This is a genomic window from Neorhizobium galegae (genome assembly GCF_021391675.1).
Taxonomy (GTDB): domain Bacteria; phylum Pseudomonadota; class Alphaproteobacteria; order Rhizobiales; family Rhizobiaceae; genus Neorhizobium; species Neorhizobium galegae_B.
Genome location: NZ_CP090096.1, coordinates 706,343 through 719,912, shown reverse-complemented (window position 1 = coordinate 719,912; position 13,570 = coordinate 706,343). Strand labels below are relative to the sequence as shown.

General features: G+C 63.8%; 12 protein-coding genes, 1 pseudogene and 1 riboswitch. Of the genes and pseudogenes, 8 read left to right on the top strand and 5 right to left on the bottom strand.

The features are described 5' to 3' along the window. Positions 1–16: 16 nt before the first annotated feature. From LZK81_RS26145 to LZK81_RS26130, 4 genes are all read left to right on the top strand, one after another. Entirely contained in the window at positions 17–346 is a 330-nt protein-coding gene (locus LZK81_RS26145; RefSeq protein ID WP_233956808.1) for a DUF6665 family protein, read from the top strand. 91 nt (positions 347–437) lie between these two features. Continuing rightward, positions 438–1,208 carry a gamma-glutamyl-gamma-aminobutyrate hydrolase family protein gene (locus tag LZK81_RS26140; RefSeq protein ID WP_233956806.1) on the top strand — a complete coding sequence of 257 codons (771 nt, stop codon included), beginning with the start codon at positions 438–440 and terminating at the stop codon, positions 1,206–1,208. A gap of 70 nt (positions 1,209–1,278) precedes the next feature. Beyond that, positions 1,279–2,028, top strand: a complete 750-nt coding sequence (locus tag LZK81_RS26135) for a DUF6683 family protein (protein ID WP_233956805.1) — start codon at positions 1,279–1,281, stop codon at positions 2,026–2,028. 210 nt (positions 2,029–2,238) lie between these two features. Then, positions 2,239–3,045 (top strand): class I SAM-dependent methyltransferase, encoded by an 807-nt coding sequence (locus tag LZK81_RS26130; protein ID WP_233956804.1) that lies wholly within the window; start codon positions 2,239–2,241, stop codon positions 3,043–3,045. 74 nt (positions 3,046–3,119) lie between these two features. On the opposite strand, the gene LZK81_RS26125 is transcribed toward LZK81_RS26130, so the two are convergent. Together LZK81_RS26125 and LZK81_RS26120 are read right to left on the bottom strand one after the other, a co-directional pair. Continuing rightward, positions 3,120–3,347, bottom strand: coding sequence for a hypothetical protein (locus LZK81_RS26125; RefSeq protein WP_046605037.1), 228 nt, complete (start codon positions 3,345–3,347; stop codon positions 3,120–3,122). A gap of 10 nt (positions 3,348–3,357) precedes the next feature. Continuing rightward, positions 3,358–3,540 (bottom strand): hypothetical protein, encoded by a 183-nt coding sequence (locus LZK81_RS26120; protein WP_233956803.1) that lies wholly within the window; start codon positions 3,538–3,540, stop codon positions 3,358–3,360. A 146-nt stretch (positions 3,541–3,686) separates the two neighbouring features. On the opposite strand from LZK81_RS26120, the gene LZK81_RS26115 reads away from it, so the two are divergent. Next, complete coding sequence (locus LZK81_RS26115; RefSeq protein ID WP_326491520.1) at positions 3,687–5,381, top strand: alpha-glucosidase; 1,695 nt, start codon at positions 3,687–3,689, stop codon at positions 5,379–5,381. Positions 5,382–5,424: 43 nt separating this feature from the next. Here LZK81_RS26115 and LZK81_RS26110 read toward each other — a convergent pair whose 3' ends face one another. Then, positions 5,425–7,293: a heavy metal translocating P-type ATPase gene (locus tag LZK81_RS26110; RefSeq protein WP_418936512.1), complete on the bottom strand. Its 1,869-nt coding sequence runs from the start codon at positions 7,291–7,293 to the stop codon at positions 5,425–5,427. 272 nt (positions 7,294–7,565) lie between these two features. Then, a pseudogene (locus tag LZK81_RS29500) lies at positions 7,566–7,772 on the bottom strand (cation transporter); the annotation flags it as partial. 113 nt (positions 7,773–7,885) lie between these two features. After that, positions 7,886–7,981: riboswitch (TPP riboswitch) on the top strand. Positions 7,982–8,019: 38 nt separating this feature from the next. Between LZK81_RS29500 and thiM the strand changes: the two are divergent. The 3 genes from thiM to thiD are packed head-to-tail and all read left to right on the top strand — an operon-like array spanning position 8,020 to position 10,276. Beyond that, positions 8,020–8,841 carry a hydroxyethylthiazole kinase gene (gene thiM / locus LZK81_RS26105; RefSeq protein ID WP_233956801.1) on the top strand — a complete coding sequence of 274 codons (822 nt, stop codon included), beginning with the start codon at positions 8,020–8,022 and terminating at the stop codon, positions 8,839–8,841. Next, positions 8,838–9,476: a thiamine phosphate synthase gene (gene thiE, locus LZK81_RS26100; RefSeq protein WP_233956800.1), complete on the top strand. Its 639-nt coding sequence runs from the start codon at positions 8,838–8,840 to the stop codon at positions 9,474–9,476. Before thiM ends, thiE begins: the two co-directional genes overlap by 4 nt. Then, entirely contained in the window at positions 9,473–10,276 is an 804-nt protein-coding gene (gene thiD, locus LZK81_RS26095; protein WP_233956799.1) for a bifunctional hydroxymethylpyrimidine kinase/phosphomethylpyrimidine kinase, read from the top strand. Before thiE ends, thiD begins: the two co-directional genes overlap by 4 nt. 120 nt (positions 10,277–10,396) lie before the next feature. Here thiD and LZK81_RS26090 read toward each other — a convergent pair whose 3' ends face one another. After that, the gene (locus LZK81_RS26090) at positions 10,397–12,949 is read right to left on the bottom strand and encodes a response regulator (RefSeq protein WP_418936529.1); all 2,553 of its coding nucleotides are present in this window, start codon (positions 12,947–12,949) and stop codon (positions 10,397–10,399) included. Positions 12,950–13,570: the final 621 nt, after the last annotated feature.

Here is a 13,570-nt window from a genome sequence, read left to right as displayed (position 1 = left end):
ACTCCAGGTATTTCCCATGAGCGTCCGCCCTCCCCAGTCGTTCCATCAGCCAGGTTTCGCCAATACCGGCCTTAACGTCCTCGAATACGAGCTGATGTCCGAGCGCGCGGCAGCGCTGGGGCGGCAGGGGCTGAAGGTGGAGGAGGCGCTCGCCGAGTTGAATGCCTGGGACCCGGAGCGCGACAACGAGGTGCTGCGGGAGAGCCTTCGCGACGATGCGGCGGACGCCGTCTGGGGGCTGTTCATTCAGCGCGAAATCTGCGGTCTTCGGAACAATCGCGACATCATCAAGAGGTATGCGATCCCGAGCGAGGTGCTTGCGAGGGTGGGGGCAGTCCGCAAGTGAAATTCGTTCCACACATGAAACTCGAAGTGAAATTTGAAATTGCCCGCAGATCTCTTGTCGAAGCACTGCGGCTGGAAGATGGAATTGAGCAATGTCCAGACCCGTGATCGGCGTCATCGGGAATACCCATAGTGTCGAGAACCGTTTTTCCGCCCAACTCGTCGGCGAGCAGAACCTCCGGGCAATCGCGGACGTCACAGGCGCCCTGCCGCTGATGTTTGCCGGCAATCCAAACATCACCGACATTCCGACGTTGCTCGACACCGTCGACGGCATCCTCCTGACCGGCGCCAGGGCCAATGTCCATCCGAGCCATTTCAACATCGAGCCGCATGCCCGCCACGAACCCTATGACCAGAACCGGGATGCAGTCGCCCTGCCGCTGATCAGTGCCTGCGTTGCTGCCGGCATACCGGTATTCGGCATCTGTCGAGGTTTTCAGGAGATGAATGTCGCGGCCGGCGGCTCGCTGCACCCGGAGATCCGCGAGCTGCCCGGTCGCATGAACCACCGCATGCCGCGCCTGGAAAATGGCGAGATCCACCCGGACCTGACCGTCGTCTTTGCCGACCGGCACGACGTCCGGCTGACCCCGGACGGCACGTTCGCGCGCCTGCTCGGCCGCGAGACGATCCGGGTCAACTCCCTCCACGGCCAGGGGATAGACGAACTGGGAACCCGCATCATCGCCGAAGGCGTGGCGGAAGACGGCACGATCGAGGCGATCCGGTTCAAGGAGGCGGAAGGGTTCGCCCTTGGCGTCCAATGGCATGCCGAATACGACCCGCAGATCAATCCCATCAACCGCGCCCTGTTCGAGGCCTTTGGCGAAGCCGTCAGGACGCGCAAGTACGCAGGCTGATATCTGCCATTCAACTTGCCGACACGAGCGCGGCGCATATATTGCCAATCGTATTTCGGGGGAGTCGGCGATGCGGGCAAACGCAAGGTATCTAACAATTCTACTGGCGGGCCTTACCCTCCTTGGCGCCGGAAACGTCCCGGCACGGGCCGATTTTTCAGGCCCGCTCAGCCCCGGCGCGTTCGAAGCGACGCTGAACATGGGGCCTATCGCCGAGACGCTGCGCCGGCAGATGCAGCGCAAGGGCAACCAGGCCCCGGCATCCGCCACCCCCGAGACCGCCCGGCCGCTGCGGCCGGACAGTTTCCGTTACGTCCCCTCGAAAGCCCGCCGCACGGCCAATCTCGCCAGCTTCGTCGCCAAGAGCCGGGCTGTCGATCCGAAGGGGGCGGACGACCTCGCCCAGTTGGTCGCCTCCCGCGACATCATCGAGGAGATGCGGGCGCCGCTCGCCAAATACGGGTTGCGGATCGACAACCTGGCCGACGCCTATACGGTCTGGTGGATCGGCGCCTGGCAGGCGACGCGCGGTTCGACCGACGATCCGAGCCAGGCGGCAACGGCTGCCGTCAAGCAGCAGGTGATGCGTACCATGGCTTCGGTTCGCGAATTCGCCAACGCCAACGACAGCCTCAAGCAGTCCATGTCGGAAGCCCTGTTCATGCAGGCGCTGCTGCTCGGTGTCGGACTGGAACAGGCCAAGGGCAATGCCGCTCAGACCAAGGCCATCGGCCGTGCCGCCGCCGAAGGTGCGCGCGGCATGGGGCTCGACCTTACCTCGATGACCCTGACCGACGAAGGTTTCAAGCCGGCGGACTGAACCAGCCCGGTAGTTGCGGACTTTTGATGGCCCCCGATGATCCGCGGCGGGGTCGATATGATGGGTCGCTCGGTGGCGAGTTGACAGGTGTCAACAAAGCCTCAATGGCCGGCGCGCCGACGCCATCCTCTACTCGCGTAGCCCGTTCTGCCGTCTTGGCAGCTGGAGAAACCAGGGGTACCCTTGGTTCCGGAAGCTTGGGAGGGCGTCATGACATCGAGTTTCAATGTCCGCAACGCGGCCGGTTATGAGCAACTCATGGGGCGCTGGAGCCGGCGGCTGGCACCCCAGCTGATCGATTTCGCCGGTCTTCAAGATGGGGAAAAGGTTCTCGACGTCGGCTGCGGCACGGGAAGCCTGACATTCGCACTGCCGAAGGCAGCCAATCTTTCCGAGATCGCGGCGATCGACTATTCGCCCGTCTTTGTCGAAGAGGCGATCCGCCGCAACACCGATCCGAGGATCAGGATCAGCCAGGCGGATGCCTGCGCGCTGCCGTTCGCGGACAGATATTTCGACCGGGCGATGGCGCTTCTCGTCCTGCATTTCGTGCCGGAAGCGGACAAGGCCGTTGCCGAAATGCGGCGCGTGGTGCGGCCGGGCGGGGTGGTGGCTGCAACCGTCTGGGATCATCTCGGCGGCATGCCCGCCATGCGGATGATGTGGGACACGGTTTCGATGCTGGACGACAATGCCCGGCAGATGCGAAGCCACCATTTCTTCCAGCCGATGATGCAGCCGGGCGAGATGAAGGACAGCTTCATCCGCCAAGGTCTCGTCGACGTGGCGGAAGTCTCGCTGATGATCCGGATGGATTTTCAGTCCTTCGACGACTACTGGGCGCCGATCGCCGCCGGCGAAGGACCGCTCGGCAAATACGTAGCCTTGCTCGAACCGGGGCTTCGGGCGAAAACCGACGCCGCGGTCAGGGCCGCCTATGAGGCGGGCAGGCAGGATGGTCCGCGTTCGTTCGTCTCCGTCGCCTGGGCCTGCCGGGGTGTGGTTCCCTCCGCCTGATCGCCTGACGCCGAAAGCACAGCGCCCTCCCGGCTATTCGGGAGAGCGCTCGTCATCCGATCCGGTTCGGCCGATCAATGCGCCGTGTTCGCCTGACCACCCTTCTTCTTCGCATCGTGACTATGGTGGCTGTCGCGTTCGCCGCCGCCGCCCGAAACGCGGCTGGCGGAACGCAGATCGTCGTCGGCCGGCGGCTTTTTCACCTCGAGCGGCACACCTTTTTTCGCGTTGGGGGCATTTTCATGGGACGCGCCCGGCCCGCCCTGCCGGATGCTTGCGGGTGTCTTCTGCGATGTCGACATGATGAACTCCCTATCGGTCCTGCTGATAACCCTGGTGGGTCGTGTTGACCTTGGTATTGCCTTGCTGACCCTGCTTGCCGGGATCATTCGCCGCCTGAAGCTTGCCGGGTTTAATATCGGACGTATGGGCCTGCTCGCCGGAGCCCTTGTGGCTCAGGTTTTCCGGGGGCGTCGGGGGAAGTTTGCTGCTCATGAAGGGTCTCCTTTTCTTCGGGTTTCCCACTGGTCTAACCCGCAGCGAGTCACGATGTTCCATCAGACGAGTTGTTGCCGCCGGGGCGAGGAACCGCCACCCGCGCTCTCGCGTTCGAACGGGTTAAAGAGGCAGGGAGAGCTTCGATGAACGACTTTCAGGATCAGCTTGCCGCCGCGATCAAGCAGGCTGCATTGCCGATAGAACGCAAATGGTGGCATACCGCCACCGTCTATCAGGTCTATCCGCGCAGTTTCTGCGATCTCAACGGCGATGGCGTCGGCGATATTCCCGGCATCACCTCCAAGCTCGACTATCTGAAATCCCTCGGCATCGAGGTGATCTGGCTGTCGCCGATCTACAAGTCGCCGATGGACGACAACGGCTACGACATTTCCGATTACCAGGACATCGCCCCTGAATTCGGAACGCTCGCCGATTTCGACAGGCTGGTATCGGAGGCCAAAAAACGGGGTATCGGCATCGTCCTCGATCTCGTCGTCAACCACACGTCGGACGAACATCCGTGGTTTCACGAGAGCCGCAAGGGCCCGGGCAACCCGTTCCGCGATTTCTACATCTGGCGCAAGCCGGCCTCAGACGGCGGGCCGCCGAACAGCCTCAAATCCTCCTTCGGCGGGCCGGCCTGGACGCTCGATCCCTTGAGCGGCGAATATTACCTGCATCTGTTCTCGACCCGCCAGCCGGATCTCAATTGGGCAAGCCCGGTTGTCCGGGCCGAGATCTACAAAATGATGAACTGGTGGCTGGAGCGCGGCATTGCCGGTTTCCGCATGGATGTCATCGATTATATCGGCAAACAGGTGGATCAGGGAATCGTCCACGACGGTCCGCACCTGCACGACTACCTGCAGGAAATGAACCGCAAAACATTCGGCAATCGCGATATCCTGACTGTCGGCGAGACCTGGAGCGCGACGCCCGGTTCGGCTCTCCTCTATTCCGGCCGCAACCGCCACGAACTGTCGATGGTCTTCCAGTTCGAGCATGTGACCCAGCAATGGGATGAGATATTCGGCAAATGGCGCTCGAAACCGTTCGACCTGGTGAAACTGAAATCGGTGCTCGGCAAATGGCAATACGCGCTGTCGGACGACGGCTGGAACTCGCTGTTCTGGGGCAATCACGACCTGCCGCGCGCCATCTCCAAATATGGGGATGCAACCGGTTATCCGGCAGAATCGGCCAAGATGCTGGCGACCGTACTGCACCTGATGAAGGGCACGCCCTTCATCTATCAGGGCGAGGAGATCGGCATGACCAATGTGCCGTTCACGGCGATCGAGCAGTATCGCGACATCGAAACGCTCAACATGCACCGGCTGCATATCGAGGCCGGCCTGTCGCCGGAGGAATTCATCAAGGGCGCCAACGAAAACGCCCGCGACAATGCCCGCACTCCAATGCAATGGAGCGCCGCGCCCTATGGCGGCTTCTCGACAGGCGTGCCGTGGATCGAGGTCAATCCTAATTATCCGACGATCAATGCCGAACGCGAAATGACCGACGAAAAGTCGATCTGGAACCATTATCGCAAGCTGATCGCGCTCAGGAAACGCCACCCGGTGATCGTCTATGGGATTTATCAGAGCTGGCTCGACAGCCATCCGGACGTCTTCGTCTACTCGCGAACGCTCGACGGGGAGCGTTTGGTGGTGGTGGCCAATTTCTCCGCCCGCGAGGTGCCTGTCGAGCTGCCGGGCGAATTGAGGATGTCGGGGGAAGGCCTGATCTCGAACTATGAACCGGTCGACCGGCTGGGCGAGAGCCTGATGCTGAAGCCATACGAGGCTTTCGCGGTTTTTGCGCGGACGCTTTGAAAAGGTGCGTCACCTTCAGATCTGCCCCTCATCCGGCTGCCAGTTAAACCGCCCTCACCCGCAGCAGCCGCAGCGCATTGATCGTCACCAGTACAGTCGCTCCCGTATCCGCGAGGATCGCCGGCCACAATCCGGTGATGCCCAGGATGGTGGTCACCAGGAAGACGGCCTTCAGGCCGAGTGCGATGGTAATGTTCTGGTAGATATTGCGCATCGTCCGCTTCGACAGCGCAATCATTGCCGCGATGTCGCCGACCCGGCCGTGCAGTGCTGCGGCATCGGCAGTTTCGAGTGCCACGTCGGTGCCGCCTCCCATCGCGATGCCGACATCGGCGGCGGCGAGTGCCGGGGCGTCGTTGATGCCGTCGCCGACCTTGCCGACCACGTAACCCTCGCGCTTCAGCTCGCCGACGATGCGGCTCTTGTCTTCCGGCATCAGCTCGGCACGCACCTCGATGCCGAGGTCCTTGCCGATCGCTGTCGCAGTCCGCGCATTGTCGCCGGTCAGCATCACGGTCCTGATGCCAGCATCGGTCAGCGCCTTCAGGCCGGCCCTGGCGTCGGGACGCGGCTCGTCGCGCATGGCGATGGCACCGGCGAGGACCCCGCCGACGATCAGCACCGAGACAGTCTTGCCCTCGTCGTTGAGGCCGGTGATCCGCCGGGAATGGGCCATCGGCAGCGAAACCTGCTCGGCCGCTGCCTTGGGCGAACCGAAAAACACCTCCTGGCCTTCGACCACCGCCGTGACGCCCTTGCCGCCGAGCGCCCTGGCATCCGTCGCAGCCGGGATCTCGACCTCGTCATCGGCAGCCTTGGCGAGGATTGCAACGGCAAGCGGATGGCTCGAGCCGGTTTCGAGCGCGGCGGCAACGCGCAACACGTCTTCCGCATTGCGGCCGAAGGCGATGACATCGGTCACCTGGGGCTTGCCGGCCGTCAGCGTTCCAGTCTTGTCGAGCGCGACGGCGGTAATATTGCCGAGGGTTTCCAGCACCGCGCCGCCCTTCATCAGCAGGCCGCGGCGGGCACCCGAAGACAGCGATGCGGCAATCGCCGCCGGCGTCGAGATGACCAGCGCGCAGGGGCAGCCGATCAGCAGGATCGCCAGGCCCTTGTAGACCCACTCGCTCCAGGACGCACCGGCAACGAGCGGCGGCAGGATGGCGACCAGGGTCGCCACCGCGACGACGCCCGGCGTGTAGTACCGCGAGAACCGGTCGATGAAGCGTTCGGTCGGGGCCTTGCTCTCCTGCGCCTCCTCGACCAGCCGCACCACGCGGGCAATCGTATTGTCCTCGGCAGCCGCCGTCACGCGAACCCGCAAGGCGGCATCGCCGTTGATCGTGCCGGCAAAAACCGTGTCGTCCATGCCCTTGGAGACGGGCGTGCTTTCGCCCGTCACCGGCGCTTCGTCGATCGCGCTTTCGCCGGCGATGATGATGCCGTCGGCCGAAATACGGTCACCGGGACGCACCAGAATGATTGACCCGACGGCAAGGCTCTCGGCCGGTACTTCGCGGGTCTGGCCGTTTTCTTCGAGAAGCGCGTTCTGCGGCACCAGCGCCGTCAGGCTCTGGATGCTCTGCCGCGCCTTGCCCGCTGCGACCCCTTCCAATAGTTCGCCGATGAGGAAGAGGAAGACCACGGCGGCCGCCTCTTCCGAAGCATCGATGATAACCGCGCCGACGGCGGCAATCGTCATCAGCATCTCGATCGAAAACGGCGTGCCGGCAAGCGCGGCCATGATGGCGCGCCGGGCGATCGGCACGAGGCCGATCAGCATCGCGGCGGTAAAGATATAGGTGTCATAGGCCGGCACCAGATGACCGATCCCGTAGGCCGCCACCAACGCAAAGCCGACCAGGATGGTCAGGCGGCCCTTTGCCGATTTCCACCACGGCCCGTCCATCGGTCCGTGATCGTGGCCGTGCAGGCCTTCGATTTCTGGTGTGCCGTGGTCGTGGTGGGAGTGATCGTGCCCGCCGTCGTGGGCGTGATGGTGGCCGTGGTCGTGCGTCTTGCCGATCTCCCCCTTGAGGGGGAGATGCCCGGCAGGGCGGAGGGGGGTGTATCCGCATATTCATTGGCCGTTGAGCCCGCGGCACCACCCCCCTCTGTCATCTCCGATGACATCTCCCCCGCAAGGGGGGAGATTGGGAGCTTGCCTCTTCCCAGCGCCCTCAACGAATACCCCAGCCCCACGACCTTCTTCTCGATGGCGCCGAGGTCGCCGGTGCCGTCGTGCTTCACAGTCATAGTGCCGGATGCAACCGAAACGGACACGTCCTCGACGCCCGGCATGCGGCGCACGGCGGTGTCGATCTTCGTCGCGCAGCTGGCGCAATCCATGCCGCCAACCTTGTATCGTGCCTGTGTCGTTGCGTTCATCGTCTCATTCCCGTTGGATCGAGCCTCGTCTCTACAACCTCTAGCGACTAGAGCTGCAAGGCCCAAAATCAGAAAAAATCACTGGCGAAGCGCATTATCTTTGCTGTAAGCCATGATGAAGACAGGGGCGTCCGGCAAAGCCGGGCTGAGAAGCACCCTTAGAACCTGAACCAGATCATGCTGGCGGAGGGAGTCGTCCGGGCGTTCAACATTGCGCCCTGCGCCTGCCCCGCCGAACGAGGCAGACATGCAGACGACGATGCCCCTTGGACCCCTTGGACAGACCCCCGGCCAGCTGCTGACCGCGATGCGCGAAAAAAATCCGCTTGTGCAGAACATCACCAATTTCGTGGCGATGAACATCGCCGCCAACGTGATGCTCGCGGCCGGCGCCTCGCCCGCTATGGTGCACACGAAGGAAGAAGCCGGCGAATTCGCCCGCATCGCTGCGGCTCTGACGGTCAATATTGGCACCCTGTCGCCGGATTTCCTGGCCGGCATGAAGGCGGCGGCCTCAGCCGCCGCAGAAGCTGGCAAGCCATGGGTGCTCGACCCCGTCGCCCATTACGCCACCGCCTATCGCCGCGCCGCACTCGCCGAATTGATGGAACTGAGGCCCACGGTCATCCGCGGCAACGCCTCGGAAATCATCGCGCTGGCCGGCAGCCAGTCGAGCGGCCATGGCGTCGACAGCGGCGACAGCGTCGCGGCGGCGGAAGGCTCGGCAATCACCATCGCCCAACAAAAGGCTTGCGTGGTGGCTGTTACCGGCGAGGTGGATTTCGTCACCGACGGCCGGCGTTCGGTCCGCATCCTCGGCGGCTCGGCCCTGATGCCGCGGGTTACCGCTCTCGGCTGCTCGCTCACCTGCCTGGTCGGCGCCTTTGCAGCGACCACGGACGACCCCTTCGAGGCGACGGTCGCCGCACTCGCGATGTTCGCGGTCGCGGGCGAGGAAGCGGCCTTCACCGCCTCCGGTCCCGGCTTCTTCTCGCCGATCTTCCTCGACCGTCTCGCGGCGCTGACCGGCGAGACGCTCGATGCCCAAGCAAGGATCGTCGCAGCATGAAAAAGACCTTCGACCTTTCCGTCTATCTCGTCCTCGATCCCGATCTCTGCCGCGAGATCGGCATGATCGAGACGACAAGGTTGGCCGTCGCCGGCGGCGTCACCATCGTCCAGTTGCGCGACAAGCAGGCGGATACGGCAAAAATGATCGAGACCGGCCGGGCGCTGAAGGCGGTGCTGGCCGGCACCGGCGTGCCGTTAATCATCAACGACGACGTGGAGGCAGCCATCGCGATCGGCGCCGAAGGCCTGCATGTCGGGCAGAGCGACATGGCGGCAGTGATGGCGCGGCAGCGTGCCGGCCATGGCATGATCCTCGGCCTCTCGGTCGAGACCGAGGACCTGGCGCGGCGGGTGGACCCATCGATCGTCGATTATGTCGGCATCGGCCCCGTGTTCGCGACCAGCACCAAGCCCGACCACAAACAGCCGATCGGTTTCGACGGGCTTGCGCGCATCGCCGCCATGGCGCCGGTTCCGGCGGTCGCGATCGGCGGCGTCAAGGCGGAACATGCCGCCCCCGCGCTCGCCGCCGGCGCAAAAGGCATCGCAGTGGTGTCCGCCATCTGCGGCAAGCCCGACCCTGAAGCCGCCGCCCGCAGAATCGCCGCGGGAATCGAAAGGGCACGCGCATGAGCATCAAGAATGTCCTGTCAATCGCCGGTTCGGACCCTTCCGGTGGGGCCGGCATCCAGGCGGATCTGAAAACCTTTGCGGCCCGCAGCACCTATGGCATGGCGGCGCTGACCGCGCTGACCGCCCAGAATACCCAAGGGGTTACCGGCGTGCATGCGGTGCCAGCAGCCTTCGTCGCAAACCAGATCCGCACTATTTTTCTCGACGTGCGAGTCGATGCGGTGAAGATCGGCATGATCGCCAATGCCGAGATCGCCGAAGCGGTTGCGGACGTGCTGCGCCCCTATCGCGATACCGTGCCGATCGTGCTCGACCCGGTGATGATCGCCAAGGGCGGTTCGCCGCTGCTGGCGCTCGATGCGGTGGATGCCGTCACCTACAAGCTGATGCCGCTCGCCACCGTCGTCACCCCCAACCTGCCGGAAGCAGCCGCTCTGCTCGGCGAGACGATCGCCACGACCCGCGAAGAGATGGCAGCCCAGGCCGAGCGGCTGCTGAAGATCGGCCCCAAGGCAGTCCTGGTGAAGGGCGGTCATCTCGACAGCACGGACAGCCCCGACGTGCTTGCTGACGTAACCGGCATCCACTGGTTCGAGGGCAGACGCACCGCGACCAGCAACACCCACGGCACCGGCTGCACGCTCTCGAGCGCGATCGCCGCCGAACTCGCCAGGGGCGCCTCGCCGGCGCAAGCGGTCGCGGTCGCCAAGACCTATCTCGCCGGGGCCATCGCCGCCGCCGACACCCTCACCGTCGGCACCGGCCACGGGCCGGTGTCGCATTTTTACGCGTGGTGGTGAGGCGCGTTTACGATCATATCGGGCACGGCAGTCTTCGCGGTCGCAAGGCGCTGTCCGCGACTTTCCCGCAATTGAGGAGACAGCACGGTCATCCGGCTTGATAGGCGTGAAGACTGCTTCTCAGCCCTTCTGCACCGCAATCTTCTCGAAGGCGACGGCGATCTCCTGGCTGCCATAGGGTTTCTTCAGAAGCACTGCACCTTCTACTGCCGCCTCGTCGGGAATGCGGTCGTTGCCGGTCGCGAACACGATGCCGACATCGGGAGATAGCTTGCGCGCCTGCTGCGCGAACTCGCCGCCGGAGAGACCCGGCAGGCCGAGGTCGGTGACCACTACGTCGAAGCTGCGCTCCTCTATCATGATGATCGCCTCCTCCGCGGTCGAGGCTTCGGAAACCTGGTGCCCCAGTTCGGCCAGCAGATCGGCCGTGCTCATGCGGATCAGGAAATCGTCCTCGACCAGCAGCACGGAATAACGCGGCAGAACCGGCCGCTGCCCGATCGGCGGGGCGGGCGGCTTGGCTGCGAACGACGCCCTCACCCGGTTGCGGTGCTGCTGGCCGTTCAGCACGTGGCGGATCTTTCGCGCCAATGCCTCGCGGGTATAGGGTTTCGAGAGCAGTTCGACCCCGGGATCGAGCCTGCCACCGTGCACGATCGAGTTTTCCGTATAACCCGAGGTGAACAGCACGGCGATATCAGGCATCCGCTCGCGCGCGTGCCTGGCAAGCTCGGTGCTTTTCAGAGGTCCCGGCATTACCACGTCAGTGAACAGAAGATCGACCGGTACGCCGCTTTCGATGACGCTCAGCGCACCCGCCGCGTCCTTCGCCTTCAGCACCGCATAACCGAGATCGCCGAGCAGCTCGACGACGGTGGCACGCACCTGCTCGTCGTCCTCCGCCACCAGAATGGTTTCAGTGCCGCCCGTCACCGGACCGAAATCGGCGTCGGTGACGAGATCCTCGCTGCGCTGGATGCGCGGGAAATAGATCTTGACGGTCGTGCCCTGCCCGAGTTCGCTGTAGATCTTGACATGCCCGCCGGACTGCTTGACGAAACCGTAGACCATGGAAAGACCGAGGCCCGTGCCCTTGCCGACGGGCTTCGTCGAGAAGAACGGCTCGAATACCTGTTCCATCACGTCCGGCGTCATGCCGGTGCCCGTATCGGTCACCGCCAGCATCACATATTGACCGGCCGGCACGTCCGCATGCTGGCGCACGTAATTGTCGTCGAGGAAAGCGTTGCCCGCCTCGATCGTCAGCTTGCCGCCGCTTTCCATCGCGTCGCGCGCGTTGATCGCGAGGTTCAGCAGCGCATTCTCGATCTGGGTTGGATCGACCAGCACGTTCCATAGGCCGCCGGAGCGGATCGTCTCGACCTCGATATCCTCGCCGAGCGTGCGGCGCAGCAGTTCTTCCATGCCGGTCAGGAACCGGCCGATATTGACGACCTTCGGTTCCAGCGGCTGGCGGCGGCCGAAGGCGAGCAGCTGGCTGGCGAGCTTGGAACCGCGCTCTACGCCGGCAAGCGCATTTTCCACCCGGCGGCTTGCCCGCTGGTTGCTGGCGACGTCCTTGGCGAGAAGCTGGAGATTGCCGGAGATCACCTGCAGCAGGTTGTTGAAATCGTGCGCGACACCGCCTGTCAGCTGGCCGAGCGCTTCCATCTTCTGGCTCTGGCGCAGCGCCTCTTCCATCTTCATGCGTTCGGAGATCTCGGAGGCGATCTTCTGTTCGAGGCCGGCGTTGAGCACCTGCAGCGCCTCCTCGGCGCGCTGGCGTTCGGCAAGGTCGCGTTCCGCGGCGCGGAAAAGCCGCGCATTGTCGATGGCGATCGCCACCTGGCCGGCAGCCCCCACGACCAGCCGTTCATGCTCCTCGCGAAACTGAGCCGGCTCGGCATGGCCGAAGAACAGACCGCCGATCACCTCGCCGGAGCGCGAGATCACCGAAACCGTAAGATAGCTGCGCACCGGCAGATGACCCTTCGGCATGCCGAAATACGGATCATTCCGGCCATAGCGGGCGTCCTTCAGGATATCGTCGGAGCGGATGATGCCCTCGCCGCCGAAGGTCGGGGCAAAAACTGCCGTGTTGCGCGGCATCGGAAAATTCTCGAACGCCGAGCGGGGAACGCCGGACAGCGCATAGAGCATGTAGCTCTCGCCGCGCTCGTTGACCACGTTGTAGAAGAAAGCTCCGAACTGCGCGCCGGTCAGTTCCACGCCGGCATCGGTGGTCATCTGCACCACCTTTTCGAGGTCGAGTTCAGCGGAAAGTTCTGCCCCGAGCCGGTTCAGCACCTCGAGATGCCGGGTCTCCTTGAGGAGCGCGATCTCCGCCTTCTTCTGGTCGGTGACGTCGCTGCCCTGGATAAAGATGCCGGTTGGCTGGCCGGCATCGTCGACGATCGGCTGATAGACGAAATCCACGAAACGCTCTTCCGTCGGCTGGCCGGGCCGGCGCGTCAGCATCACACTCACGCCTTGGCCGAGATGGGGACGGCCGCTTCTGCGGACCTCATCGAGCAGGTCGGAAAAACCCTGTTCGGCCACTTCCGGCAGGGCTTCGCGGATGGGGCGCCCAAGCAGGTCCCGCCCGCCGACGAGGCGCATATAGGCGCCGTTCGCCATTTCGAAAACATGGTCCGATCCGGTCACCATGGCCATGAAGCCAGGAGCCTGATCGAACATCAGCCTCAGACGCTCGCCCTCGCCCTGAAGCCGCCGCTCGGCGCGCACCTTGGCCGTGTTCTCGACGACGATCGCCACCACGCCGAAAGGGTTGCCGGCCTCGCCATAGACGGGGGAATAATAGAGGTTCATGAAGGCGGAGGCCGGCGTGCCGGAGCGGTCGAGCACCATTTCCTGGTCCGAATAGGCAAGCGTGCCGCCGGCGAAACAGACCTTCATGACGTTGTCGTTGAAGTCGGCCACTTCAGGCCAGCCCTCGCGTACCTTGCATCCGAGGATGCCGGGATGGCGCCGTCCGGCAAAATCGGAATAGGCGTCGTTATAGATCATCACGCCGTCCTCGTTCCACAGCGTGACGATCGGGACCGGCGAACGAAGCATGAGGGAAATCGTGGTCTTGAGACTCTGCGGCCAGGTGGCGATCGGCCCAAGCGAGGTGCCTGCCCAATCGAAAGCCGCAATAAGACGGGCCATTTCGCCGCTGTGGGAAAGAAAGGCTGTCTCGGCAGTCGAATGATTCATCATCAGGCTTTCGGCCGCGATCGGCGCTATGCTGCCGTCCTACATGACAACGATCACCTCGGACAGCCTTTTTGA